Source organism: Haemophilus sp. Marseille-P9675 (genome assembly GCF_916862695.1).
Classification (GTDB): Bacteria; Pseudomonadota; Gammaproteobacteria; order Enterobacterales; family Pasteurellaceae; genus Haemophilus; species Haemophilus haemolyticus_K.
On the sequence record NZ_CAKASP010000002.1, the window covers coordinates 33,663 to 60,472 of the forward strand.

Annotated in this window: 29 protein-coding genes and 1 pseudogene; 13 read left to right on the top strand and 17 right to left on the bottom strand. The window is 37.5% G+C overall.

What is annotated here, in order from left to right:
* Positions 1-47: 47 nt before the first annotated feature.
* Positions 48-956 (top strand): formate dehydrogenase accessory protein FdhE, encoded by a 909-nt coding sequence (fdhE, locus tag LIX50_RS03745; protein ID WP_048953727.1) that lies wholly within the window; start codon positions 48-50, stop codon positions 954-956.
* Positions 957-1,001: 45 nt separating this feature from the next.
* On the opposite strand, the gene rimI is transcribed toward fdhE, so the two are convergent.
* From rimI to LIX50_RS03760, 3 genes are read right to left on the bottom strand one after another with little or no spacing between them, the layout of a single operon-like run.
* Positions 1,002-1,442: a ribosomal protein S18-alanine N-acetyltransferase gene (rimI, locus tag LIX50_RS03750; RefSeq protein WP_048953730.1), complete on the bottom strand. Its 441-nt coding sequence runs from the start codon at positions 1,440-1,442 to the stop codon at positions 1,002-1,004.
* 2 nt (positions 1,443-1,444) lie between these two features.
* The gene (holD, locus tag LIX50_RS03755) at positions 1,445-1,849 is read right to left on the bottom strand and encodes a DNA polymerase III subunit psi (protein WP_048953732.1); all 405 of its coding nucleotides are present in this window, start codon (positions 1,847-1,849) and stop codon (positions 1,445-1,447) included.
* A gap of 1 nt (position 1,850) precedes the next feature.
* A complete protein-coding gene (locus LIX50_RS03760) occupies positions 1,851-2,438 on the bottom strand; it encodes a lipoprotein (RefSeq protein WP_048953733.1) in 588 nt (195 codons plus the stop codon).
* Between the two features lie 94 nt (positions 2,439-2,532).
* Between LIX50_RS03760 and rsmC the strand changes: the two genes are divergently transcribed.
* Complete coding sequence (rsmC, locus tag LIX50_RS03765) at positions 2,533-3,525, top strand: 16S rRNA (guanine(1207)-N(2))-methyltransferase RsmC (protein ID WP_048953734.1); 993 nt, start codon at positions 2,533-2,535, stop codon at positions 3,523-3,525.
* Between the two features lie 33 nt (positions 3,526-3,558).
* Here the strand turns inward: rsmC and LIX50_RS03770 are convergent, their stop codons facing one another.
* Positions 3,559-4,116, bottom strand: coding sequence for a YtfJ family protein (locus LIX50_RS03770; protein ID WP_080351569.1), 558 nt, complete (start codon positions 4,114-4,116; stop codon positions 3,559-3,561).
* A 115-nt stretch (positions 4,117-4,231) separates the two neighbouring features.
* Here LIX50_RS03770 and LIX50_RS03775 point away from each other — a divergent pair, with 115 nt between their 5' ends.
* Positions 4,232-4,558, top strand: a complete 327-nt coding sequence (locus LIX50_RS03775; RefSeq protein ID WP_048953736.1) for a zinc ribbon domain-containing protein YjdM — start codon at positions 4,232-4,234, stop codon at positions 4,556-4,558.
* Positions 4,559-4,599: 41 nt separating this feature from the next.
* Here the strand turns inward: LIX50_RS03775 and LIX50_RS03780 are convergent, their stop codons facing one another.
* Entirely contained in the window at positions 4,600-4,947 is a 348-nt protein-coding gene (locus LIX50_RS03780; RefSeq protein ID WP_048953738.1) for a DUF496 family protein, read from the bottom strand.
* A gap of 189 nt (positions 4,948-5,136) precedes the next feature.
* Here LIX50_RS03780 and serC point away from each other — a divergent pair, with 189 nt between their 5' ends.
* The 3 genes from serC (at position 5,137) to tpx (ending at position 7,900) form a co-directional block, all read left to right on the top strand.
* A complete protein-coding gene (gene serC, locus LIX50_RS03785; RefSeq protein WP_048953739.1) occupies positions 5,137-6,219 on the top strand; it encodes a 3-phosphoserine/phosphohydroxythreonine transaminase in 1,083 nt (360 codons plus the stop codon).
* A 65-nt stretch (positions 6,220-6,284) separates the two neighbouring features.
* Positions 6,285-7,394 (top strand): histidinol-phosphate transaminase, encoded by a 1,110-nt coding sequence (hisC, locus tag LIX50_RS03790; protein ID WP_048953741.1) that lies wholly within the window; start codon positions 6,285-6,287, stop codon positions 7,392-7,394.
* Positions 7,395-7,402: 8 nt separating this feature from the next.
* On the top strand, positions 7,403-7,900 hold the full coding sequence (gene tpx, locus LIX50_RS03795; RefSeq protein WP_048953743.1) for a thiol peroxidase: 498 nt from the start codon (positions 7,403-7,405) through the stop codon (positions 7,898-7,900).
* A gap of 80 nt (positions 7,901-7,980) precedes the next feature.
* On the opposite strand, the gene smrB is transcribed toward tpx, so the two are convergent.
* The gene (gene smrB / locus LIX50_RS03800; RefSeq protein WP_048953745.1) at positions 7,981-8,484 is read right to left on the bottom strand and encodes an endonuclease SmrB; all 504 of its coding nucleotides are present in this window, start codon (positions 8,482-8,484) and stop codon (positions 7,981-7,983) included.
* Between the two features lie 129 nt (positions 8,485-8,613).
* Between smrB and prmB the strand changes: the two genes are divergently transcribed.
* Together prmB and LIX50_RS03810 are read left to right on the top strand one after the other, a co-directional pair.
* Positions 8,614-9,558 carry a 50S ribosomal protein L3 N(5)-glutamine methyltransferase gene (prmB, locus tag LIX50_RS03805; protein ID WP_048953747.1) on the top strand — a complete coding sequence of 315 codons (945 nt, stop codon included), beginning with the start codon at positions 8,614-8,616 and terminating at the stop codon, positions 9,556-9,558.
* A 103-nt stretch (positions 9,559-9,661) separates the two neighbouring features.
* Positions 9,662-10,726 (top strand): MFS transporter, encoded by a 1,065-nt coding sequence (locus tag LIX50_RS03810; RefSeq protein ID WP_048953749.1) that lies wholly within the window; start codon positions 9,662-9,664, stop codon positions 10,724-10,726.
* 59 nt (positions 10,727-10,785) lie between these two features.
* Here the strand turns inward: LIX50_RS03810 and cysB are convergent, their stop codons facing one another.
* The 7 genes from cysB to LIX50_RS03845 all read right to left on the bottom strand — a co-directional run bounded on the left by cysB (position 10,786) and on the right by LIX50_RS03845 (position 17,699).
* Positions 10,786-11,757, bottom strand: a complete 972-nt coding sequence (cysB, locus tag LIX50_RS03815) for an HTH-type transcriptional regulator CysB (protein WP_048953752.1) — start codon at positions 11,755-11,757, stop codon at positions 10,786-10,788.
* 11 nt (positions 11,758-11,768) lie between these two features.
* Positions 11,769-12,842 (bottom strand): 23S rRNA pseudouridine(2605) synthase RluB, encoded by a 1,074-nt coding sequence (rluB, locus tag LIX50_RS03820; RefSeq protein ID WP_048953754.1) that lies wholly within the window; start codon positions 12,840-12,842, stop codon positions 11,769-11,771.
* 47 nt (positions 12,843-12,889) lie between these two features.
* Complete coding sequence (locus LIX50_RS03825) at positions 12,890-13,513, bottom strand: L-threonylcarbamoyladenylate synthase (protein ID WP_048953756.1); 624 nt, start codon at positions 13,511-13,513, stop codon at positions 12,890-12,892.
* A gap of 134 nt (positions 13,514-13,647) precedes the next feature.
* Positions 13,648-14,517: a succinate--CoA ligase subunit alpha gene (gene sucD, locus LIX50_RS03830; RefSeq protein ID WP_226385895.1), complete on the bottom strand. Its 870-nt coding sequence runs from the start codon at positions 14,515-14,517 to the stop codon at positions 13,648-13,650.
* A complete protein-coding gene (gene sucC / locus LIX50_RS03835) occupies positions 14,517-15,686 on the bottom strand; it encodes an ADP-forming succinate--CoA ligase subunit beta (protein WP_048953758.1) in 1,170 nt (389 codons plus the stop codon). Before sucC ends, sucD begins: the two co-directional genes overlap by 1 nt.
* A gap of 35 nt (positions 15,687-15,721) precedes the next feature.
* Positions 15,722-16,813, bottom strand: a complete 1,092-nt coding sequence (gene rlmM / locus LIX50_RS03840) for a 23S rRNA (cytidine(2498)-2'-O)-methyltransferase RlmM (protein ID WP_048953759.1) — start codon at positions 16,811-16,813, stop codon at positions 15,722-15,724.
* Positions 16,806-17,699, bottom strand: a complete 894-nt coding sequence (locus tag LIX50_RS03845) for a transcriptional regulator GcvA (RefSeq protein ID WP_005638709.1) — start codon at positions 17,697-17,699, stop codon at positions 16,806-16,808. Before LIX50_RS03845 ends, rlmM begins: the two co-directional genes overlap by 8 nt.
* Positions 17,700-18,174: 475 nt before the next feature.
* Here LIX50_RS03845 and LIX50_RS03850 point away from each other — a divergent pair, with 475 nt between their 5' ends.
* The 5 genes from LIX50_RS03850 to LIX50_RS03870 all read left to right on the top strand — a co-directional run bounded on the left by LIX50_RS03850 (position 18,175) and on the right by LIX50_RS03870 (position 22,278).
* Positions 18,175-19,206: a branched-chain amino acid aminotransferase gene (locus tag LIX50_RS03850; RefSeq protein WP_048953761.1), complete on the top strand. Its 1,032-nt coding sequence runs from the start codon at positions 18,175-18,177 to the stop codon at positions 19,204-19,206.
* 142 nt (positions 19,207-19,348) lie between these two features.
* Positions 19,349-20,008, top strand: coding sequence for an amino acid ABC transporter permease (locus LIX50_RS03855; protein ID WP_226385896.1), 660 nt, complete (start codon positions 19,349-19,351; stop codon positions 20,006-20,008).
* A complete protein-coding gene (locus LIX50_RS03860) occupies positions 19,998-20,666 on the top strand; it encodes an amino acid ABC transporter permease (protein ID WP_226385897.1) in 669 nt (222 codons plus the stop codon). The genes LIX50_RS03855 and LIX50_RS03860 overlap by 11 nt, the downstream gene beginning before the upstream one ends.
* Before the next feature lie 9 nt (positions 20,667-20,675).
* Complete coding sequence (locus LIX50_RS03865; RefSeq protein ID WP_046939250.1) at positions 20,676-21,440, top strand: amino acid ABC transporter ATP-binding protein; 765 nt, start codon at positions 20,676-20,678, stop codon at positions 21,438-21,440.
* On the top strand, positions 21,424-22,278 hold the full coding sequence (locus LIX50_RS03870; protein WP_048953767.1) for a cysteine ABC transporter substrate-binding protein: 855 nt from the start codon (positions 21,424-21,426) through the stop codon (positions 22,276-22,278). Before LIX50_RS03865 ends, LIX50_RS03870 begins: the two co-directional genes overlap by 17 nt.
* Positions 22,279-22,357: 79 nt before the next feature.
* Here the strand turns inward: LIX50_RS03870 and LIX50_RS03875 are convergent, their stop codons facing one another.
* The 4 genes and pseudogenes from LIX50_RS03875 to LIX50_RS03890 all read right to left on the bottom strand — a co-directional run bounded on the left by LIX50_RS03875 (position 22,358) and on the right by LIX50_RS03890 (position 26,809).
* Positions 22,358-22,501 carry a hypothetical protein gene (locus LIX50_RS03875; protein ID WP_048953769.1) on the bottom strand — a complete coding sequence of 48 codons (144 nt, stop codon included), beginning with the start codon at positions 22,499-22,501 and terminating at the stop codon, positions 22,358-22,360.
* A gap of 77 nt (positions 22,502-22,578) precedes the next feature.
* A complete protein-coding gene (locus tag LIX50_RS03880; protein ID WP_048953771.1) occupies positions 22,579-23,280 on the bottom strand; it encodes an MOSC domain-containing protein in 702 nt (233 codons plus the stop codon).
* Positions 23,281-23,536: 256 nt separating this feature from the next.
* Positions 23,537-23,656: pseudogene (locus LIX50_RS03885) on the bottom strand (IS1595 family transposase); the annotation flags it as partial.
* 57 nt (positions 23,657-23,713) lie between these two features.
* Positions 23,714-26,809 carry a type I restriction endonuclease subunit R gene (locus tag LIX50_RS03890; RefSeq protein ID WP_048953773.1) on the bottom strand — a complete coding sequence of 1,032 codons (3,096 nt, stop codon included), beginning with the start codon at positions 26,807-26,809 and terminating at the stop codon, positions 23,714-23,716.
* Between the last annotated feature and the right edge of the window lies 1 nt (position 26,810).

Consider the following 26,810-nt stretch of genomic DNA (forward strand, 5'->3'; position numbering starts at 1 on the left):
GCGGTTAAATAACCGCACTTTTTATTAGTGACAATCAAGAGTATCTTATGAGTATTAAAATTCTTTCAGAGGATGAAATTAAACAAAAAAAGAACGCTTATGATGTTCCACCTGTTTTATTTGCGAATCCTAAAAACCTTTACCAGCGTCGTGCAAAACGTCTGCGTGATTTAGCGAAAGATCATCCACTAAGCGATTACTTAAATTTTGCTGCAGATATTGTAGAAAGCCAACTTTCTACATTAGAAAAAAATCCTTTACCTGCTCATCCATTTAAACAGTTAAATGAAATTGAGCCCTTAAATGCAAAAACTTTTCAACGAAATAATATTTGGAGAGAATATCTCGCAGAAATTATTCACGAAATAAAACCTAAAGCTAATGAACAAGTATTAGCAACCATTGAACAGCTTGAAAAAGCATCATCTTCAGAATTAGAAGATATGGCAACTAAACTTCTTACTCAAGAATTTAACTTAGTAAGTAGCGATAAGTCTGTTTTTATTTGGGCAGCCCTGTCCCTCTATTGGTTACAACTCACTCAACAAATTCCACATAATAGCCAACTGCAAAATACTGAAAATCTCCATCACTGCCCTGTTTGTGGCTCATTACCTGTCGCGAGTATTGTACAAATTGGTACATCACAAGGTTTACGCTACTTACATTGTAATTTATGTGAAAGTGAATGGAATTTAGTTCGCGCACAATGCACCAACTGTAATAGCCACGACAAACTCGAAATGTGGTCATTAAATGAAGAGCTCGCACTTGTCCGTGCCGAAACCTGTGGCAGCTGTGAAAGTTACTTGAAAATCATGTTCCAAGAAAAAGATCCTCATGTAGAACCAGTAGCCGACGATTTGGCTTCTATTTTCTTAGATATTGAAATGGAAGAAAAAGGTCTTGCACGCAGCGGATTAAATCCCTTTGTTTTTCCTGCAGAAGAAGCATAAAAAAATATAGCCTAGGATAAACATTCTAGGCTATATCATTTGTATCTATAAATAACAGGCCATTACTACGGCATTTTCTCGTCCACCACTGGGTTTTGGATAATAATTTTTTCGAATATCGACTTCATTAAAACCAATTTTTTCATACAAGAAACGAGCGGGGTTAGACTCTCTGACTTCTAGCCATAAAGTCTGAACAGCTTTTTCTTTCAACTGAGCGATTAACTCATTCAACAATAATTTCCCCAATCCATTACCTTGATGGGACGGTAAAATAGCAATATTAAACAAAGTTGCTTCATCCAATACTATTTGGCAAATAGCAAAACCGATAATCTGATCATTCTCAATTAATTTTAAATTGAGATAACGATCCCCTTGATTATTTTTTAACGTACCAAATGACCAAGGCACAAGATGTGCTTGCTGCTCGATTTCATACAATCGGTCGAAATCACTGGCTTCAATTTGAGAAATAATAGACATAATTAAGGCTGCTGAATTTGTTGCCACAACTCTCGTTTGGCTTGGTAATTAGATTGAAATTGTTGCCAACTTGGCGAGCGATAAACACGCTCAGCCTGCATGCAAAATGGTAAAGTGCGGTCAATTTGGTCGCTATTTTCTGATAATAACCAATAACAAATAAGCTGCTTACATTCGATATGCTGGATTTGATCGTAATTCAAACATAAGCAATCTTCTTTTTTAAGATCAAGGCTGAGTAGCACATCCGCCAACAAAGGCGAGCCACTTATATTTTCATCAGAAACAGTGATAAAGCGAATATTCTCCGCAACACTAATTCCTACTGAACCTTGTAGCACCTCTGGGCGATATAACGTCCACTGGGAAATGCCCATTTCTTGTAAAAGAAGATCGCGTCTATTCATATTAACGAGCAATACTATCAAATGGATAATCGACTAATGCCTTAATAATCGCACGTTCTTCAGCCTGTGTAGGTTCAACTTGGTATGACGTATAACTACGATAAGCAATTATATTTTTATCTTTATGCACTAAAGCAACATAACGTTTAAATTTATCACTGGCACAAGCATAATAATCATGAATATCTGATTTCACAGCCTGTAACTGGCAGGTCTCTTTATTTTTTGCAAAATAACGTTCGGTAATAGCTTTCTCATGAGAAACATCAGTTAAATAGAATGTATCACTTAATATGGCTTTACGTGCCTCGCTATTTTTACTTAATGCTAGACTCACAAAACGAGGATCATCACCTTTTACTGCTTGTGTTTGTTTCACATATTTCTCGCCATTGAATTCAATTTCGATGCCTTTAGCTGAAATACGCTGAAACTGCGCATCTAACTTTTGTAATACTTCAGTTTGAGCTTGCGTTAATACCGGCTTTGATACTTTAGATGCCTTTTGAGGCGTACCTTGAACAAGGTCGAGAACTTGACATCCAGATAGTAATGTTGCCATTAAGGCTGCAGAGAGAATTTTTTTCATAAAGGATTTTCCTAAAATAGTTTTAATCAATTTTTATTAATAATTTTGCTAAAATAGCGCGTAATTTTAACTAATAACCCACAGGATTCAAAGCGTGATTTCTCTAGAGAGCCAAGTTTTAGAACGACATCTTTCATTTTTTGATGGTAAATCAGTATTATTTGCTGGAGGTATTTCTGATAATTTTCCTAAAACATTAGCCTCTAAATGCCAATCAATCCAAATTTGGAGTTGCTATTTTGACTATGCAAGAACGCAAAGTGCGGTCAATTTTTCCGTTGAATTTCAAGGTCAAACTGATTTAATCGTTTATTATTGGACTAAAAACAAACAAGAAGTCAATTTCCAACTCCTTCAACTATTAGCTCAGGCGCCTATTGGCCAGGAAATATTAATTATTGGAGAAAATCGTTGTGGCGTGCGTTCAGTAGAAAAAACATTAGAACCCTATGGTGAAATAGCGAAAATTGACTCTGCTCGTCGTTGCGGTTTATATCATTTTTTACTACAAAATAAACCGCACTTTGAACTTAAAAATTTCTGGAAAACCTATCAACATTCAACACTTGAAAACTTAACTATATATAGTTTACCTGGGGTATTTAGTGCTGAGGAATTAGATATGGGCACTGAACTGTTACTTTCAACCATTGATAATAAAATAAAAGGAAAAGTACTTGATCTTGGCTGTGGGGCGGGAATAATTGGATCTATGATCAAAAAACGCGCTCCTAACGCACAAATTACCATGACTGATATTCATGCGATGGCATTGGAATCAGCGCGTAAAACACTTTCTGAAAATCAATTACAAGGCGAGGTTTACGCCAGTGATGTCTTTTCTGATATAGAAGGAAAATTTGATTTGATTATTTCGAATCCTCCATTCCATGATGGCATTGATACCGCCTATCGAGCAGTAACAGAACTCATCACGCAAGCAAAATGGCATCTCAATCAAGGTGGAGAATTACGCATTGTCGCCAATGCATTCTTGCCTTATCCCGAATTACTTAGACAACATTTCGGTGATTACGAAGTTGTTGCTCAAACAGGAAAATTTAAAGTGTATTCAGTTAGAAATTAACTACAATAAAGGCGGATTTTTCCGCCTTTATCATTAATGAGTAAATTCTCTTACTAATGAAAGCACTGTCTGAATATCAGAGGCAGACAACTGGCCTTCCTTTACAAATTTTACTTTACCATTTTTATCTAATACGATAATCGCACTTTCTTTGGCATTTAAAGCCCATGCATTTTTTACCGCACTTTTATCATCTAACACGACTTGGCTATGTGGATTCTCTACCTTGCCTTTCTCCGCACTACTTTTCACAAACATTCCTGTACCAACAATAGCATCATCAGCATTAATAATTGTTGTTGTTTGATATTTTGCAGGATTAAAATGTGACGCCTTAATTGCATCAATCATTGCTTGATTTTTCTCTTTTGCTGAAGTTCTTCCCGCTAAATGATGCACGATTCTCACTTTTCCCGGTAGCGTAGAAGATGTCCAAGATTGGAATACAATATCCTTTCCATTTAACACAATTTCCCCATAATCAGATACTTTCACAGCAGGTAACAATTGATCTATTTGTAAATTATGTGCAAACGTAGAACTGCTCAACATCGCTAACCCCAATCCCAGCACTAAAAAATTTTTTTTCACGTAATTTCTCCCAAAACTTTATCGAAAAAAAGCCCACCTTTGTTTATTTTGGCGAACTTGACATTTTTTGCTATACTCGCGCGCCTATTATATGCTAACCAAGAAGGAAAACCCAATGGATCAAATGCCTGCTTGTCCAAAATGCCAAAGTGAATACGTTTATCACGACACGGTTAATTTTGTATGCCCTGATTGTGGTAATGAATGGAATAGTAATGAACAAATTGAAACTGATGATGATCAACGCATCGTCAAAGATAGTAATGGTAATTTACTTACCGATGGTGATGATGTGCTACTCATTAAAGATCTAAAATTAAAAGGCTCATCAGAAGTATTGAAAAAAGGAACAAAATTCAAAAATATTCGCCTAGTTAATGGCGATCACAACGTAGATTGTGGCAAAATTATGCTTAAATCTGAGTTTTTGAAAAAAGCTTAATAAAAAAATAAACCGATTCTTATTCAGAATCGGTTTATCATTTAAGCCATTCCACCTGATTTCATCAATTCAGCATGTGCTTTTTTCTGTTCTTTCATCTTAGCACTTGTTTCTCGACGCTGCTTTGAAAGCTCTGCATTACGAATAGTGTAATCATCCACTCGTCCTTCATAATCATCTCGCATACTTTCAATAATTCCGCGCACTTCTTCAATGCTCATATCATCACGAATATATTGATTCAAATTATCTAACAATAATACTCGTTTTTGGTTATCACGAATTTTACGGTTGTTGTCTTCCATATCACGTTTAATCTTATTCTTTAAACGATACATTCGGACATACTCCAACACATCCTGGAAAGATTGCTTATTTACATTTTCCATAATTACTCTCTTTTAAATAGACAAAGTGAACTTCACTAATTTAGCTTTTTTTCATCTATTCGTCAAAACCTTACCAATAACTTTTAACAACATTCCCCAAAATTGATGGATTTATTTAAAAAGCGTTGATTATCCGCTTTTGTAGTGATAAAAAGAGACCAATATCATTCATAAAAATAAGGAAACACAATGTCACAAGTCTTTAATTTTAGTGCAGGTCCTGCAATGATTTTCCCAGAAGTTCTTCATAAAGCACAAAGTGAGCTCACAAATTGGCTTGATCAAGGGGTATCTGTCATGGAAGTCAGTCATCGTGGCAAATACTTTATGGAGCTTATCACTCAAGCTGAAAAAGATTTGCGTAATATTTATCATATTCCTGATAACTACCGTATCCTTTTCTTACAAGGTGGTGCGCGTGGTCAATTTGCCGCAATCCCAATGAATTTAATCGGGAAAAAAGGGAAAGCACTTTATTTAAATAGTGGACATTGGTCTGCCACAGCAGCAAAAGAAGCGCGTAATTTCGGAGAAATTGATGAAATTACAATTGTAGAAAACGGAGGCAAAACGTGTATTACTCAACTCGATTTTAGTAATATTGCGGAAAAATATGACTATGTTCACTATTGTCCGAATGAAACTATTAGTGGAGTTGAAATTTTTGATATTCCTAAAATAGGAGATGCTGTATTAGTTGCAGATATGTCATCAAATATCCTCTCTCGCCAAATTGATATCAGCAAATTTGGGGTGATTTATGCCGGTGCACAAAAAAATCTTGGCCCAGCAGGGATTACATTAGTCATTATTCGTGATGATTTAATCGGTCATGCCCGCAAAGACACACCCTCTATTTGGAACTATGCGGTGCAGCGTGATGCCGATTCAATGATAAATACGCCACCAACCTTTGCATGGTATTTATGTTCTCTAGTATTTAAACATATTCAATCAATAGGTGGCTTAGACATTATTGCTAAACGCAACACATTAAAAGCACAAACGCTTTATAATTACATTGATTCAAGCAAACTATATAGAAATGTTGTTGCAAAAGAAAATCGCTCAACTATGAATGTGACTTTTATCACCGGTAATGCTGAACTCGATGCGAAATTTGTAGCTGAATCAACTGCAGCAGGCTTACAAGCATTAAAAGGACACAAAGTCCTTGGAGGAATGCGTGCATCTATTTACAACGCCATGCCATTAGAAGGGGTAGAAGCGCTGATTAAATTTATGAAAAAATTTGAAGCAGAAAATAGCTAATCAGAACAGGCTTAACGCCTGTTTCTATAATATCCACAATATGAATAAAAAAACGTATAAAAACAATGCAGTACATTAACATCGCCAATCAAGGGGTGAAATCCCTTTCACCTTACCAAGCAGGAAAGCCAATAGAAGAACTCGAACGTGAGCTCGGCATTTCAAATATTATTAAACTCGCCTCAAATGAAAATCCATTTGGCTTTCCCGAAAGTGCTAAACGCGCTATAAATGCACAACTAAATCAACTCACACGTTATCCCGATGCCAATGGTTTTGAACTCAAACAAACTATTGCTCAAAAATTTGGTGTTCAACCTAACCAAATTACGCTTGGAAACGGATCAAATGATTTATTGGAACTCTTTGCCCATACTTTTGCTAGTGAACATGATGAAATCATTTATTCACAATATGCCTTTATTGTGTATCCACTAGTCACTAAAGCAATTAATGCAGTAGCAAAAGAAATTCCTGCTAAAAATTGGGGACATGATTTAAACGGATTTTTAGCCGCTCTTTCTGATAAAACGAAGCTTATTTATATTGCGAATCCAAACAATCCAACAGGTAACTTTTTAACTGAGCAAGAAATCGATGCTTTTTTAGCGCAGATTCCTGCAACTGTCATTGTTGTGTTAGATGAGGCTTACACAGAATTTACCCAAAAAGAAGAACGCATAGATTCTTTTAGTCTTTTAAAAAAATACCCTAATCTTATTGTTTCTCGCTCACTTTCTAAAGCTTATGGATTGGCTGGATTACGTATCGGTTACGCAGTATCTAATCCCGAAATTGCCGATTTATTAAATCGTGTTCGTCAACCTTTTAACTGTAATGCATTAGCATTAACGGCAGCAGTTGCCGTGATGAATGATGATCATTTTGTTGAAAAAGTGGCGGAAAATAACCGCTCAGAAATGATTCGCTATGAAACATTCTGCCAAAAGCACAACTTAGAATATATTCCTTCAAAAGGAAATTTTATTACGATTAATTTTAAACAACCTGCCGCACCAATTTATGATGCCTTATTGCATGAAGGTGTGATTGTTCGTCCAATAGCAGGCTATGGAATGCCAAATCATCTTCGTATAAGTATTGGTTTACCAGAAGAAAATGATCGATTTTTCACCGCACTTTCTAAGGTGCTACATCTCCCTCTCATAAAATAGGAGCTTTTATGACAAAAGTAACAATGATGGGTAATCCCATTGAAGTAAAAGGCCATTTCCCACAAAAAGGCGAAAAAGTAGAAAACGTGCACTTTACAAATAAAGATCTAGCTGATGTAAGTTTAGGGGATTTTTCTGGTAAGCGTAAAGTTCTTAATATTTTCCCAAGTATTGATACCGGTGTATGTGCAACGTCTGTACGAGTATTTAATCAACGAGCAGCCACATTAGAAAATACTGTCGTACTCTGTATTTCAGCAGATCTCCCTTTTGCACAAGCACGCTTTTGCGGTGCTGAAGGAATTGAAAATGTACAAACACTATCAACCTTCCGCCATAAATCCGTACATGATACGTTAGGCGTTAATATCACTACAGGTCCAATTGCAGGATTAACTGCGCGTGCAGTCATTATTCTTGATGAAAATAATAATGTCATACACAGCGAATTAGTCTCTGAAATTAAAAATGAGCCGAATTATGATGCGGCTTTGGCTGTGCTATAACTTACATTAGCTAATTAAAATATCCCCTATTTGCAAAAACTAGGGGATATGATAAAAGAGCGGTCAATTTTCTTAATATTTTACACATCCACTAAAATCAAAATTGCCGCCTCACCGCCCCATTCTCTTGGCGCTTGATGTAATGCCCGCACTTTAGGATGTTGTACTAGCCAACGTGGAATTTGTTTTTTCAATGTAAAGGTGCCATAGCCCGTCATAATGCTGGCACAATCAATATGTTCATTTTCACAAGCCAGTAAAAGCGCGGCTAATTCTTGCTTAGCTTGTTCACGGGTTAAACCGTGCAAATCTAAAAACAATTCTGGCGAAAAATCTCCACGACGAAGTTGTTTTAATAAATGGGAATCCTCCCCATCACGTAAATATTTCACAACACCATCATGCTCATTCAGTAACGGCTCATATTCATCAGAAAAATAGAACAATGTATCTTCTTTCGCTCGTAATTCTTTTAATTCTATTTTTTTCTGATCACGTTTTTGGCGGGGGACAACAAAAGTATCTTGTTTCATTGGCTTAATGCCTTTGGTTTCCGCACGGAATAAATCAAATTCGTCTTGCATTTTTTCTCATTAATTTCAAATTTTGCGTATCATATCATAGTTCTACATTCTCATCTGTGGTATAACTACGCCAAATTTTCATACCGAATTTTATGCTAACTTTTCTACTCACTTTTATGGAGAAATGCGATGGAAACCTCACATAACCAAGAATTAGTTGCAACTATCTTGGAAGATAATGTTGCAAACGAACTGCAAACCATCCAAGATTTTCTGCGTTGGACGTATAGCATTCTCAATCGTTCTGATATTTACTTCGGGCAAGGGCACGATAATCCTTGGGATGAAAGCCTGCAACTCGTTTTAAGTGGCTTACATTTACCCATTGATTTACCTACTGAATTATTTAACAGTCGATTAACCCCATCTGAAAAAGAAACCCTAGTTCAACTTGTATTAACCCGAATCGAACAACGCGTACCAGTGGCATATTTAACAAATAGTGCTTGGTTCTGCGGTCATGAATTTTATGTCGATGAACGAACTATTATTCCGCGTTCTCCAATTAGTGCTTTAATTCAAGAACGCTTTGAAGATTTAATTTCACAAGAACCGAGTCATATTCTCGATCTGTGCACAGGCAGTGGCTGTATTGCCATTGCTTGTGCTTATGCTTTCCCGAATGCAGAAGTGGATGCTGTCGATTTATCGGTTGATGCACTTAATGTCGCGGAGATCAATATTTCACGCCATCAATTAGAACATCGCGTATTCCCGATTCAATCAAACTTATTTGAAAATATTTTGGGACAAAAATACGATCTTATCGTGACCAATCCACCTTATGTGGACGAAGAAGATCTCGCCGATATGCCGGAAGAATTCCATTTTGAACCAGAGTTAGCCTTAGGTTCTGGCCATGATGGCTTAAACATTACCAAACAAATTTTAAAACAAGCGCCAGATTACTTAACTGAAAATGGCTTGTTGGTGTGTGAAGTGGGCAATAGCATGGTGAGCTTAATTGAGCAATATCCAGATGTACCATTTGAATGGGTAGAACTTAAAAATGGCGGACTAGGCGTATTTGCTATTCAGCGTAAAGATTTAGTGAAATATCACGATCTGTTTTAATCTTTCAAGTGCGGTAAAATTTTAATATCAATTTTAACCGCACTTATAAAACTCATGGCGCGCGTTATTCAATGCGTGCTTTTCTTTTTTATCATTTGACTCTATGAATTTACAAAAACTTTTACTTACTCGGCGTTTCTTTTCCACCCTTGCATTTTTTTCTGTGCAAACGGTATTTCTGATTTATCTACAAAGTAAAGGATTGAGCAACAGCGAAATCGCCTTTTCCTTATCACTGCTCTTTTTCTCAAACCAAGCCCTTTCCATTCTTGCTGGTATTTGGGGCGATCGTTATGGTTTAGCCAAAATGATGTTGCTCGGCTGTTTTTTAGATGTAATAGCTTATATTTTCTTTCTCGCAGCAGATAATTATTTATTGCTCCTTATTGCGACCACTTGTTTTGGTTTAGGTAGTTGCTTATTTGGAACCAACGCCAAAGCCTGCTTACTTGTGTTGGCTGGGGATGAATACAAAGAAAAAACGCGCTTGCAAGGAAAATACCTAAAAGTGACCTCCATGTCATCCATGTTTGCGCCGCTTTTAGTCATTCCATTTATTAAATACGAACATATCGACTTGCTCATTTGGGTCTGTTTTTCAATGGAAGCCGTATTATTCGCCTTAATGGTGAAGCCTTTCTATCAAATTCAAACCTTACAAACGTTGGTGAAGTTTCGTTTTACTCAAATCAAAGAAATTATTACAAAAGAATTTCTCATGGTGCATTTAATGCTATTTTTACCTCTTGCCATTGCGAGCTCTTTCTTTGTCATTTTCCCATTTTTATTTAACAATAAACTTGGCATGCCTGAACATTCGCCGATAGCATTATTTGGTAATGGCTTACTCACCGTGCTATTACAAAGCTATTTTTCCCGAAAAATTAATTTAACAATCAAACAAACGGCATGGGTTTCGCCTCTGTTGGCTATTGGAATTATCGTGCCTTGGTTTATCACCTTACGTTATCTTTCCGTATTTTCCGCCTATGCCTATCTCGTCATTTTTACCGTCATTGAAGTATATGCCCTCACGGCGATGGCAAACTTATTAGTAAAAGTTGATAATGGCACTAATCGTGGTTTTATTTTTGGCGCATCAAGATTATTGCTTTCCATCTCGACAGTTGGTGTGATGAACCTTATTCCAGTTCTATTTTTAGTATAAAAAAGTGCGGTTGAAATTCTTATTAAATTTCAACCGCACTTTACACCATATAAATAAAATTATTTCACTTCTAATTCAATGCCTTCAAATAATCGCTTCACGGCATTGTTATCACGCAAATGTTCCGCCTTTTCAACAACAGGACGCGTTAAGTGTGGCGAAAAATATTCCATAAAATCATACATATAATTACGTAAAAACGTACTATGTTTAAAAGCAATATTTGTCATACTGGCACGAAATAAATGACTCGCATCAATTGCAATAAGATCTTTATCAAGCTCAGTATGCGCCATTGATGCCATAATACCCACACCTAATCCTAAGCGCACATAGGTCTTAATGACATCCGCATCAGTAGCTGTAAATACAATATTAGGCAATATTCCTGCGCTATTAAAAGCATAATCTAGATCGGATACGCCTGTAAAACCAAAGGTGTAAGTAACAAGAGGATATTTTCCTAGTGCTTCAATCGTTAGTTTTTCTGCATTAACTAAAGGGTGATCTGGTTTTACAATAACGGAACGGTTCCACCAATAACAAGGTAATTGAATTAAATCATCATACAAATGTGGCGCTTCAGTTGTAATCGCCAGATCCACCTCACCGGACATTAACGCATCGTGAATTTGTGTTGGTGAACCTTGATGAATATGTAAACTCACATCTGGATATTGTTTAGAAAAACGTTCAACAACTGCAGGTAGCATATAACGAGCCTGCGTATTCGTTGTCGCAATACGTAGTACCCCATGATTAGGTTGCGTATATTCATCTGCTACCGCACGAATACCCTGGGCTTTCACTAATAATTCACGCGCAATGGCAACAATTTTCTTACCAGCAGGTGTTACTGCCTTAATATGTTTGCCATTTCGCTCAAAAATCTCAAGTCCAAGTTCATCCTCTAACAGACGCACTTGCTTACTTATACCGGGCTGAGAGGTATAAAGCGCATTCGCGGCTTCTGTGACACTCAAATGTTGATTTACAATCTCAACAATATACCGCAGTTGCTGCATTTTCATAAAAAAAGTCCTTATTTTTTATAACGTTTGCTAAGTTCAGAATAACGTTTTACCGCTTTACGAATTTGTCCTGATTTTGGACGACGACGTGGCTGTGTAATATCTAATTTCGTTTCGGTTTCAGCCGGTAATCCCACAAGTTCACGCAAGTAATTGACGTTTTCAAGATCCATTTCTTCCCAGCCACCACGAGGTAAACCTTTCATCAGTTTGATATTGCCGTAACGAATACGAATCAAGCGGCTGACTTGAATCCCTTGTGATTCCCACAAACGGCGAACCTCACGGTTACGCCCTTCCATCAAAGTTACGTCATACCATTGGTTAATACCCACACCGCCTGTAAATTTAATTTCTTTAAAATTAGCAGGGCCATCTTCAAGCTGAACGCCTTTACGTAAACGCGCTAACATTGCATCATCCACTTGACCAAATACACGCACAGAATATTCACGTTCAACTTCACGACTTGGGTGCATTAAGCGATTTGCTAATTCACCATCAGTAGTGAAAAGCAACAAACCCGATGTATTAATATCTAAACGCCCCACTGCAATCCAACGAGAGCCCGTTAAACGCGGCAAACGATCAAACACGGTTGCGCGCCCTTCTGGGTCACTACGAGTACAAAGTTCACCTTCAGGTTTGTAATACATTAACACACGGCAAATTTCTTTCTGTGCGTGGCTAAGATTAATGATTTGGCCATCAATACGCACTTTCACGCCAGAATGTACGTCAATACGATCGCCTAAAGTCGCAATTTTCCCCTCTACGCTCACTCGGCCAGCGGCAATCATCGTTTCAATTTCACGACGAGAGCCTTGTCCAGCACGCGCTAAAACTTTCTGTAATTTTTCGCCCTCTGCTTTAGGTTGATTCGAAACTTTTACAACAGGTTTCGCTTTTGGCTTAGATAAAAATTTATTGTCAGAATTAACCGCACTTTTTTTCGTATTTGCCGTTTCTACGCGAGCAGTACGAGACACTGAACGTCCATCATTTTTAGCTGAAAAATCACTTTTCTTTGCTGAATCTTTGGAAAAGTGCGGTTGTTTTTGAGTTTGTTTTTGACTAGGTTTCATTGTTTTCCTTAAATAATGGAAAGGTCGCTTTCACAAGCGTCTATAAGTTAAATAAAAGGAGCAGTACTTCCACTTCCTTCGCGCAAAATCACTGGCGATTCTTCCGTTAAATCCACCACTGTTGTAGGCTCTTGTCCTAAATATCCACCATGAATAATTAAATCGACTTGGTGCTCCAAACGATCTCGAATTTCCTCAGGCTCAGATTGCGTGGTATGTTCTTCACCTGGCAACATTAACGAACAAGATAAAATCGGCTCACCTAAGGCTGAAAGTAAATCTAAAGCAATCTTATTATCTGGTACGCGTAAACCAATGGTTTTACGTTTTGATGTCATTAAACGGCGCGGTAATTCTTTCGTTGCAGTAAGAATAAAAGTATAACGCCCAGGCGTATTATTTTTAATCAAACGATAAGCGGTATTACTCACCGTTGCGTAAGTTGAAAGCTCCGATAAATCACTACACACCAACGTAAAATTATGTCCTTCAGGCAATTTACGAATTGCTACAATGCGATCCATTGCATGTTTATCACCCATCATACAACCCAAGGCATATCCAGAATCCGTCGGATACACAACCACACCGCCTTTTTGTAAAATCTCTACGGCTTGATTAATCAAGCGCGCTTGTGGATTTTCAGAGTGGATATAAAAAAATTGGCTCATGTGCTTCTTCCTTAAAAAATATGCGCTGATTATAGCAGTTTTGCGCTCACTTTATAATGGCGAGCATATAAAAATAAAGGCGTAGAGAGTCAATCTACGCCTTGTCAAACCAAAGTGCGGTTAATTTTCTGAAATTATTTTAATACCTTTCTCAAGGCTGCACCAATTTCAGCGAGACTTTTTACACAGGTCACACCTGCGGCTTCAAGCGTTGTAATTTTTTCTGCGGCAGTACCTTTTCCGCCACTAATAATGGCACCAGCATGTCCCATCCGTTTACCTTTTGGCGCAGTGATACCCGCAATATAGGCTACCACGGGTTTAGTGACATTATCTTTGATGAAGGTTGCCGCGTCTTCCTCTGCGGAACCGCCGATCTCGCCAATCATCACAATAGCTTCTGTTTCAGGATCTTGTTGAAATCTTTCGAGAATATCAATAAAACTAGAACCTGGAATAGGATCGCCACCGATACCCACACAAGTCGATTGCCCAAAACCTTCATCTGTAGTTTGTTTTACCGCTTCATACGTTAAAGTACCAGAACGAGAAACAATACTCACTTTGCCTTTTTTATGTATGTGTCCGGGCATGATGCCGATTTTACACTCATCAGGCGTAATCACACCTGGGCAATTTGGCCCAATCATTACAACGCCTGTTTCATTTAATTTTTGTTTCACCTTAAGCATATCCAATGTAGGAATGCCCTCAGTAATACAGACAATTAACTTAATTCCTGCATCAATGGCTTCAATTATGGCATCTTTACAAAATGGTGCTGGCACATAAATGACTGTCGCTGTTGCCCCCGTATTTTCGACAGCTTCCCGAACTGTATTAAATACAGGCAAACCAAGATGAGTGCTTCCACCTTTATTTGGCGATACGCCACCAACTAATTGTGTTCCGTAGGCTAATGCTTGTTCAGAATGAAAAGTCCCTTGTCCACCAGTAAAACCTTGGCAAATCACTTTGGTATTTTTATCAATTAAAATCGCCATTAGTGTTCTCCTTTTGCTGCATTCACAGCTAATTCTGCGGCTTGTTGTAAACTGTGTGCGGTAAGAATATTAACGTCGCTTTCCGCTAAAATTTGGCGACCGATTTCAGCATTTGTTCCTTCTAATCGCACAACCACAGGCACTCTCACGCCCACTTCATTTACTGCAGCAATCACGCCTTCAGCAATCAAATCACAACGAACAATGCCACCAAAAATATTTACTAAAATTACCTTCACTGAAGGATCGGTTAAAATGATTTTAAACGCTTCAGCAACCCGCTCTTTCGTTGCACCACCACCGACATCAAGAAAATTCGCAGGCTTCCCACCATAGAGTTTCACAATATCCATTGTTCCCATTGCAAGCCCTGCCCCGTTTACCATACAACCAATGTCGCCCTCTAAAGCCACATAGTTTAACTGGAATTTTTCAGCTTCTGCTTCACGAGCATCATTTTGAGTTAAATCTTGCAGTGCCAATAAATCTTTATGACGAAATAAAGCGTTATCATCAACTGATATTTTGGCATCGAGACAAACCAAATTGCCTTGTTTAGTTAGAACAAGCGGATTGACTTCCACTAAAGATAGATCTTTTTCTAGAAACAACTGAGATAATCCCATAAAAATATCGGTAAACTGTTTGTTTTGCGCACCACTTAATCCTAATTTAAACGCTAATTCACGCCCTTGATAAGGCAATCCTCCAAATAAAGGATCAATTGTGACTTTGTGGAGCAAGTGCGGTGAATTTTGCGCGACTTCTTCAATATTCATTCCACCCGCAGAGGAAGCAATAAACACCACTTTTTGAGAGGCCCGATCAACAACGGCACTTAAGTAAAATTCTTTATCAATATCGCAAGTTTCTTCAAAATAAATCTGATTTACTGGCTGACCCGATTTATCCGTTTGAAAAGTGACTAAACGTTGTCCTAGCCATTTTTCTGCAAAAGATCTTGCTTCCTCTACATCGTGCACTAATTTAACGCCACCCGCTTTACCACGCCCACCCGCATGAACTTGGCATTTCGCCGCCCACTTATCGCCTGAAAGTTGAGCCAGTACCAAATCTACTTCATCAACAGATTGACAGACTGCCCCATTTTTTACGGGTAATCCATAATGCTCAAATAGTTGTTTTGCTTGGTATTCGTGTAAATTCATTCGCGACGTCCTTTTGGGTTATGAAAACAATTCACTCAAGGTTTTAATGCTATATGTACCGTGATTTCTTCACGATCGTGATATAAATGTTTTGCTTGAATATCAAAATTTAAATTCTGCTCAGCCAACATCACAGCCAAGTTTTCTAAACATAATATCACTTCTTGATAACGTTTTTTCATGGGTAATTTTAAATTGAAGATCGTTTCTCGGCACCAACCATTCAACAACCATTTACCAATCAATAACGAAATACGGCTTGGTTGTTCCACCATATCACAGACTAACCAATCCACTTTTTTCTTTTTGGGAGGCTGAAATTTAAATCCATCTTCCGCGCAATGTTCAATGCGCCCCGTATCATGCAAACTCGCCGCCATTTTTCCGTGATCAACTGCATAAACAAATAAACCGCGTTTGACTAATTGATACGTCCAACCGCCAGGACAAGCCCCTAAATCAACGCCAATCATATTTTCATTTAAATGTTTATTCTCTTCTTTACGCGGAATAAAAGTCAAAATAGCTTCTTCGAGTTTTAACGTAGAGCGGCTCGGCGCATCTGCTGGAAATTTTAAACGAGGGATTCCCATAAAATGGGGGGAATGATTACCCACATAAGAATATCCCACATAGCAGCAATTCGGTTTTACAAAAAAACAATGTAAAAATTGACCGCACTTTTGAGTCGCCTTTGCCGAAAGCCAACCTTGTTTTTTCAATGCCTGACGTAAAGGAACGGTAAATTTACGACAAAAAGTGGAAAGCTCTTTCGCTTCATTTGTGTCTGCAGTTTCAACAAAAAGCTCACTAGATTGAGCAAAATTAACTTGTTGCGATAATTCTTCAAACGCCGCCACAATGGGACTAATACGATCAGCGGGATCTAAATCTTCCAATAAATCGGAAATAACCATCATCTGACGAGCAAAAATCAAACGGTTAAAAGGAATGTCTCGAGCAAGGCGATCTGCCTCATCAGGTTGATAACATTCAAAAATGACATAGCCCGAATTATCTTGTACTCGTGTAAAACCAAATACACCTAAATTACTTGCTTGATCGGTGATCTCTGCGGCGACTTCTTTCTCAAAACCTGGGCGACAATATAATGCGAGTTTATTCATTTTCTTCTTGCTTAATTGAGTTAATAATCCACTGACGGAATGCTTGAATTTTTTGGTCATCAAGGCGATCAAGATGATTGACCACATAAAATGATTTTGGATCAGGCAAATTGGTTGGCAATACCACTTTTAATGAGCCATTTTCAATTTCTTGCAAGGCTAATAAGCGATTAGCTAATACAATGCCTTGCCCATGAATAGCCGCCTGTAATGCCATAAATGTATGGCTAAATAACGGCCCTTGCTGAATATTTAAATCATCTAACTGTAAATGATTTGCCATCACTTGCCAATTATCACGCGTATGAATATGAATTAATGTGTGTTTTTTTAAATCTTCAGGCTGAATAATTGGATTTTCCGCTAGCAATTCGGGCGAGGCTAAAATCAATAAATTTTCTCCGCCAAGACGATCCACTTGAAGATTCTGCCAATTACCCAAACCATAATAAATAGCAAGATCAATTTCTTTATTTAACAAGCCTTCATCTTGATCCACACCAGTTAAACGAACCTCAATTTGCGGATAAAGCTGATTAAATTCACTTAAATGTGGCACGAGCCATTGGATACCAAAAGTTTGTGGTACGCTAATATTTAAATGAGGATCCGTTTTTAACGTTAATAATCGCTCTGTAGCTTCATTTAAGCGGCGCAGAATTTTGTTAATATCAACAAAATAAGCTTTTCCAAGCTCTGTTAATTCTAAAGAACGATTCTTTCGCTTAAATAATTCAATTCCTAAGAACTCTTCTAATAATTTAATTTGATGACTAACTGCTGCTTGTGTCACACAAAGCTCATCTGCCGCTTTAGTAAAACTTAAATAGCGAGCAGCTGACTCAAAAGCTTTTAGCGAATTCAACGGTGGCAAACGTTTATACATAAGTATTTCCATTCATAAAATTTTTGTCTATAATAGACAAGATTTAATTCGGATTAGTTTTTCTAATACTTCAAATAAAAAAACGTCATTTGTCCTTTCCTACCCTTTTTCCTTACAATACAACCATACTTAATGATTGGTAATTCCTTACTAGTTAATGAGTTTCGGACTTAAGTATGATGTTGTGTTTGCATATAGTTCGGGTAACCGAACTTGAGTAACAAAATCAAGTTACTCATTTACTTCCTGTATATTTAAACCTTATTGGTTAAACGCTACTCTTCTTGAGTGGCGTTTTTTTCTTCCTGATTCTATCACAGTTACATCTTGATTTTCTGATCGACTTCACAAATTTCACAATTATTAGTTAATTTTCTAAAAATTAACCAATTTTGAAAATTTAAGATTCAAATTCCCATAATAATGATGTAGATTAACCCCCATTTCATTCATAAAAATAAATTAAGGAAGCAAAATGAAAGACTTAGACTGGAATAACCTTGGTTTTAGTTATATCAAAACAGATTACCGTTTCATCGCTCACTGGAAAGATGGAAAATGGGACGAAGGCAAACTCACCACAGACAATACGTTGCATATTCACGAAGGTTCTACCGCATTGCACTATGGTCAACAATGCTTTGAAGGCTTAAAAGCTTACCGTTGCAAAGACGGCTCAATCAACTTATTCCGCCCGCAAGAAAATGCAAAACGCATGCAGCATACTTCAGATCGTTTACTCATGCCACAAGTGCCAACAGAATTATTCATCCATGCATGTAAAGAAGTAGTGAAAGCAAACGAAGAATGGGTCGGACCTTACGGTTCTGGTGCAACTCTATACTTACGCCCATTCTTAATTGGTGTGGGTGAAAATATTGGTGTAAAAGCTGCGCCAGAATTTATTTTCTCTGTATTCTGCTGCCCAGTTGGTGCCTATTTCAAAGGTGGTTTAACACCATCTAACTTTATTACCACCGAATACGATCGTGCAGCGCCTATGGGAACCGGTGGCGTAAAAGTGGGTGGTAACTACGCTGCAAGCCTTCTTCCACACGTATTAGCGGCAGAACAAGGTACGCCAGAACGTAAATTTGCTGATGCCATTTATTTAGATCCAAAGACTCACACTAAAATTGAAGAAGTCGGTGCGGCAAACTTCTTTGGGATCACAAAAGACAATAAATTCATCACACCAAAATCAGAATCTATTTTACCTAGTATCACCAAATACTCTCTTTTACATATCGCAAAAGAGCGTTTAGGTATGGAAGCAATTGAAGGCGATGTTTATATCGATCAGCTAGATCAATTTGCTGAAGCTGGTGCCTGTGGTACTGCAGCAGTCATTTCACCAGTTGGAGGAATCCAACATAAAGGCAAATTCCATGTGTTCTATTCTGAAACTGAAGTTGGCCCAATAACACGTCGCCTTTATGAAGAGCTCACAGGCATCCAGTTCGGTGATGTCGAAGCGCCTGAAGGCTGGATTGTGAAAGTAGAATAATAAATAAGTGCGGTGACTTTTCACCGCATTTTCTTTATCTCATCTTATTCCATTTCGCTATAAATCATTCATTTCAATTCTTTCTCAACATAAAAAATCTCTTTTATTATCTTTTTACAAACAATGCTTGCATAAAAAGAAAATGAACTGGGATTATATCATTAACGTTTTTCCGCGATTTGTAGATGCAACATTAATGACACTTGCTCTCTCCTTTTTGGGAATCTTACTTTCGCTGATTATCGGCACTATTTGTGCAGTGATAAGTACTTACCAAGTAAAATCATTAAGTTGGCTAGTTAAAAGCTACATTGAGCTTTCTCGTAATACCCCACTTTTAATTCAAGTGTTTTTCCTTTATTTCGGCTTATCTAAAGTTGGCATTAAATTAGATGGGTTCACTTGTGGTGTAATTGGATTGGCTTTTTTAGGTGGGAGCTATATGGCTGAGGCCATTCGCGGGGGATTAGAAGCAGTCTCAAAAGGGCAAATAGAATCTGCACTCAGCATCGGTTTAACACCTTTTCAAGCTTTCCGCTATGTGATTTTACCTCAAGCCTTTGCCATTTCTATACCAGCTATTGGAGCAAACTGTTTATTTTTAATGAAAGAAACCTCCGTTATCAGCGCAGTTGCTGTCGCAGAATTAATGTTTATTGCAAAAGAAATCATTGGTATGGATTACAAAACAAATGAGTCCTTATTTTTATTGGTTGTATTTTATCTAATTATTTTATTACCGATGTCAATTTTGATTCGCTATTTAGAAAAACGTACTCGGAGAGCAAAATATGGGGCTTGAATTATTATTCCAAGGTAACCAATTAAACCGCTTACTCCATGGGCTTTGGATTACCGCTGAAATTGCATTTATTTCAGTATTTTTTGCTTGCTTCTTCGGGATTATTTTAGGCGTACTGATGACAAGTAAAAATAAAATTATCAAAGCAATTACAGGCTTTTATCTTGAATTTATACGCCTTATTCCATTATTAGTGTTGTTGTTTCTTGCCTATTTTGGATTAGCAAAATGGTTTGATATCCATTTAGATAGTGTCACCGTCTGTATTCTTGTCTTTATTTTTTGGGAAACTGCAGAAATGGGGGATCTCGTGCGTGGTGCGCTCACCTCCATTGAAAAGCACCAAATTGAATCGGCTTACGCCCTAGGCTTAACGCCCTTGCAAACGTTCATTTATATTTTACTTCCTCAAAGCCTAAAACGAGTGACACCAAGTATGATTAACTTATTCACACGTATGATAAAAACCAGTTCACTTGCCATGTTAATTGGTGTGGTTGAAGTTATCAAAGTTGGCCAACAAATTATTGAACATTCTCTTTTCACTAATCAGTCCGCTGCCCTTTGGATATACGGTGTAATTTTCTGTTTATATTTTGTAATTTGTTATCCACTTTCATTATTTTCTCGTTATTTAGAAGCGCGTTGGGAAAATTAAGGAACCAAAATGGCATTATTAGAAATCAAAAATCTTGTTAAAAATTATGGCGATGTAGAAGCGTTAAAAGGAATAAGTCTTTCTGTTGAAAAAGGGGAAGTTGTCGTAATTTTAGGGCCATCTGGCTGTGGGAAAAGCACTTTTTTACGCACACTAAATGGCTTAGAACCAATAAAGAGCGGTCAATTATTACTGCAAAATGCAGGCATACTTGGCAAAGACATCAGTTGGGTAAAAGCGCGCCAACGTATTGGTATGGTGTTTCAAAGTTATGAATTATTTGCTCATTTATCAGTGATCGACAACATTCTACTTGGACCATTAAAAGTACAAAAACGCGATCGTGCTGAAGCAGAAAAACAAGCAGATGAATTACTCAAACGAGTGGGATTATATGAGCGTAAAAATGCCTATCCACGCGAGCTTTCAGGTGGTCAAAAGCAACGCATAGCCATTGTGCGTACCCTATGTATGAATCCTGAAATTATTCTATTTGATGAAGTGACCGCTGCATTGGATCCAGAAATGGTACGCGAAGTACTCGATGTTATTTTAGGTCTAGCCAAAGATGGCATGACAATGTTGATTGTGACACATGAAATGAATTTTGCACGTCAAGTTGCACATCGCATTGTATTTATGGATAAAGGTCAAATCATCGAACAAGCCAAGCCTGAAGATTTCTTTACGAATCCGACCACGGATCGGGCGAAAACATTCTTAAACATCTTAAACTATGAACCAAGAGGGACAAACTATGAAGAAAACATTTAAAAAATTAACCGCACTTTTTGCCACGGCAGCACTTGCTTTTGGATTATCGGCCTGTAACGATAAAGAACAGGTCAAAGAAACGAAACAAGCTTCTGCAATTGAACAAATCAAACAAGCAGGCAAAGTACGCATTGGCGTATTCAGTGATAAACCGCCATTTGGCTATGTGGATGCCCAGGGAAAAAGCCAAGGGTTTGATGTAGAAATCGGTAAAGCGATTACGAAGGATCTATTAGGCGATGAAAATAAAGTGGAATTTGTGCTTGTAGATGCGGCAAATCGCGCTGAATATTTACTTTCCAAAAAAGTAGATATTATTCTAGCGAATTTTACTGTCACCGCAGCACGTAAAGAAGTGGTCGATTTTGCGAACCCTTATATGAAAGTTGCACTTGGCGTGGTGTCTAAAAATGGTGAAGTCATCACAAACCTTGAACAATTAAAAGATAAAACCCTGATTGTGGATAAAGGGACTACCGCGGATATTTTCTTTACCAAAAATTATCCCAACATCAAATTACTTAAATTTGAACAAAATACCGAAACCTTTGAAGCATTACGTGACGGACGTGGTGATGCACTTTCTAATGACAACACCTTCTTATTTGCTTGGGCAAAACAAAATCCAGGCTACACAGTAGGCGTAAAAAGTTTTGGCGATCAAGATGTTATTGCCCCAGCAGTACGCAAAGATGCGCCAGATTTACTCAATTGGTTAAATACTGAAATTGTAAAACTTTCTAAAGAAGGCGTATTAAAACAAGCCTATGAAAAAACATTATTGCCAGTTTATGGTGATAGCGTCAGCGAAAGCGATATTGCGGTTCAATATAAATAATAAATGCAAATAAAAATAAGCGCTGGGAAACCAGCGCTTATTTTTTATGAATGAAAATAGGACTAAAACCTACCGCACTTTATGGATTCATTCCCCAATGACGTGTGTTTTTATCAAATTTGATTCCAGAATGCGAACCTTCCGCCCCATTAAAATATACATCTTTATTCGCACAAGCTGAAACAACCAATGCAGCCGCGACCACTAACAACCATTTTTTCATGATTTATCCTTTATTGAAAATTGAATGATGGAAAAATTATAGCATAAATTTAAACTTTGCCTGACTTTCTACCCTCATTAAAATTCAGGTGTATTAAAAAAGGCACTTTGTGAAGAATCTTGAGCCAGTTTATCTGCTTGCTTACGCAAAGTGATTTTATAACCCTCCGCTAACACATTGCACTGTAAGGTTTGTTCTAAAAAGGTTTTATTTAAAGTATTGGCTGGTTTTGAAAGCAGTTCATGCACTGCCATCACAGTTAATGCTGGATAAGGACGCTTAACCAATACTAGTTCATCATCTTGATGAATTTCACCTGCCTCTAATACACGCGCATACCATCCCACCAACCCCGTTTCCACCACCACTTTTCGTGTTTCTGGTACGTTCGTATTTTGAGATAACGTATTACACGGCTTGCGAGGTTGGCAAACTTCAATTAACGCTTCGCCAATACGAAACTGATCACCAATACAAACATTATTTTCATCCAAATCAGACACCACAAAATTTTCACCAAAACGTGAATCTTGTAAATAATCATACGATAAAGCCAAAAGTGCGGTCAGTTTTTCTAAACTTTTCTGCCCATTGAAAAAAATAGCTTTATCAACCCCACCATGATGTTTAACGTTCGCGACTTCATCCCCAACAGGGCCCAAACGCTCAACCCGAATGTGCGATACCGAATGTTTACGAATAGCCGTTGTAATTTGTTTACCATCAGATAATGTGAGCACGCTCGCTTTGGCGGCTTTCACGGCTAAAATTTTGCTCATTTATATTACTCCAAGTTTTATCTAAGCCTTATTCCCAAATTTTATCATGAACTATCATTTCTTTAACATATTGCGGATAAAAAAGCGCCCAGCATTTGCCGGGCGCTTCACTTACTTTAGAGATTTATTATTGTTATTTGATTACCATTGGTATCCGTATGCTGAACCAACCATCGTATCTTTTTTACTAAAATACCGATACCACAGAAAGTGAAGATAATGTTGAAACTATTTTTGATGCGCTTTTGTCCTTTACATAAGCTAAAGTGGCTTTATTTATATTTGCTAACACAATTGCGGTTCGAGCTGTCATATCTACCACAAATAGATCAATAAGTTTATTTTGTTTATGCTGACTTAGGAGACTTTTTCTCATTTGGCTATCTTAGCCTAAATAGAGTTTTTAGTCGTTATCTAGGACAACCCCTTAAATTTAAACTTTTCCCCCAATACCTTTAAATTTTTCAACAAATGCGGATATTTTTTGGAAAACACTCTGTTTTTTAGTGAGGTATTGTGGATTAAGTGGGCTCATTTTAGGAAGCGCCTCATTTAAATCTGTACCTTGTTCACTTGCATATCCACGTTGTAATGACACGTTAATATAACGTTTGGCATCTTCAATATTAAGTCCTTCGGTATTTATCAATTCATTGGCTTCTTGTTGTTGCTCTTTTTGGGCAAATTGGAAGAATGACTCAATAATGCCAGCTTTATCGGCAATGTTATCTAAATCAGTTTGATTAATAAAATCCACAATCAAACTTTCTTTCGCTCGATTTCCAAGGCTAGAGCGGATAATGGCACGAATTTCATCAATAAGCTCAGATTTGTTTTTAGTTTTTTTATTGTGCTCAAATATTAATTCTAAAATGTAATCTAAATTGATTTCTTGGGATTTTAATAAATCCACTTCAAACACCACATCGTCCCAATCAATGGTCGATTTTGCTTTTTCCTCGCCATCTTTTTGACGACGGAGCCAATCCCGAATATCGTTGTAAGTTGAACGGTAATTCTGAATGCTACGTTCGCTTGGCATATCAATAGGTTGCATTTCAGCAAAAGCCTCATCCGTTAAATAATATTTTTCTTTAAAGGCTTCAACGGCTTTTGCATCGTTGGTATCGAGCGATTGAAATGCTTGTAAAGCAGAGAACTCATCGTAGTTTTGCAGAATATTTTCAACTCGCAAATATTCACCAAATAATTTCACAAAATCTTTCTTGTCTTTTTCCGTTTGAATTACATCTGGATCCGGGAAGCGTTCTTGTAACTCTGCAATAACGTCTAAATACCCACGACAGGCAACACCTGCATCGGTAAAGCCTTCCATATATTCTTGGTAACTTTTTTCCAAAACGACATTGCGCGTATTGGATTTACCGAAAAGGGTAATCGCATCAATGGTATCTTGTTCCAAATCACGGAAAGTGACGATATTGCCAAAACTTTTGGTGCTGTTATAAATGCGGTTTGTGCGTGAATAAGCTTGAATCAAGCCATGGTAACGCAAGTTTTTATCCACAAATAACGTGTTTAAGGTTGGGGCATCAAAACCAGTTAAAAACATTCCAACAACAATCAGTAAATCCACCTCTTTGTTTTTAACGCGTTTAGCAAGATCACGATAGTAGTTTTGGAAGGATTTACCATCCACATCATAATTGGTGGCAAAATAGCCGTTATAATCATCAATGGCAGATTTTAAAAATTCCTTGGCTGAGGAGTTCATCGCATCCACTTCAAAACTTTCATCGACAATATCGCCAATCGCATCTTGCTCTTCATTAGCGGCAAAGGAAAAAATTGTTGCAATTTTAAGTGGATTTTTGACCGCACTTTGCAACCGTTTGAACGTTTCGTAATAGATTTTAGCCGCATCGACACTGCTTACGGCAAACATGGCATTGAAGCCATTGTTACCGGCATTAAAGCGATGAGTCTTTTGTTTGAAATTATCTAAAACATATTGGGCAATTTGCTTGATACGTTCTGGGTGTAAAAAAGCTTGTTTCTTCTCAAGTGTGGTCAGTTTTTCAAGATTTTTTTCGGTTTCAATGCTTTTAAATTGTGGGCGAACATCGTTGTAATCCACTTTAAATTTCAGCACTTTTTCATCACGAATCGCATCGGTGATAATGTAAGAGTGAAGTTCAATGCCAAAAACACTCGCCGTGGTTTCTGCACCTAATGCGTTACTTGGGAAAATCGGCGTACCGGTAAAACCGAATTGATAGTATTTTTTGAATTTTCTCGTCAGATTTTTTTGCGCTTCACCAAATTGAGAACGATGACATTCATCGAAGATAAAGACGACCTGCTTATCGTAAATCGGCAATTTATCTTCCGATTTCATCAGATTATTGAGTTTTTGAATGGTAGTAACAATGATCTTATTGTCGTCTTTTTCGATATTGCGTTTTAATCCTGCCGTACTTTCCGAACCATTCACGCTATCTGGTGAAAAACGTTGGTATTCTTTCATAGTTTGATAGTCCAAATCCTTTCTATCTACTACGAAGAATACTTTTTCAATAAAGTCTAATTCTGTTGCAAGGCGTGCGGCTTTAAAACTGGTGAGGGTTTTGCCTGAGCCTGTGGTATGCCAAATATAGCCTCCGCTTTCTTTATTGCTCCAATTTTTCGCCAGATATGAACTTTTAATTTTCCATAAAATACGCTCGGTAGCGGCAATTTGATATGGGCGCATAATCAATAGGGTGTCAGAAACATCAAACACGCAGTAATTTACCAATACATTGAGCAGAGTATGTTTTTGTAGGAATGTCGCTGTAAAATCCTTTAAATCTTTAATCAGAGTATTTTTTGCCGTTGCCCAATTCATTGTGAAGTCATAGCTATTCTTATCGCGTTTGGTGGTATTGGCAAAATAGCGGGTGTCCGTGCCATTAGAAATGACAAAAATCTGAATATATTTAAAGAGCGAATTTTCTTTATTGAAACTTTCTTTGCTGTAGCGGTGAATTTGATTAAAGGCTTCACGAATGGCCACGCCACGTTTTTTTAATTCAATATGTACAAGCGGTAAACCATTCACCAAAATTGTCACATCATAACGATTGTCATAGCTGCCGGTTTGTTCAAATTGATTGATAACTTGCACAGCGTTATTGGCAAGATTTCTCTTATCTAGCAGATAAATATTCTGAATGTGCCCATCATCAAACACAAAATCATAAATATAGTCATCATGAATTTTGCGGGTTTTCTCTATCAGACTATCGCTCGGTTTATCCAAATATTCTTCTAAAAAACGTCGCCATTCTGCATCGGAGAAAACCATATTATTCAACCGTTGTAATTGAACACGTAAGTTTTTAATCAGTTCATCGTGATGATTAAGTCCTTGTAAATACTCATAACCTTGCGCCTGTAAATCACGAATAAATTCACGCTCAAGGCTCCCTTCCGTTTGGTAACCAGCGTTAGGCTCTTCCACAAATTTATTATATTGATCTAAAACGATAAAATTATTGGATTCAGCGATGGTTTTGTATTGGGTCATG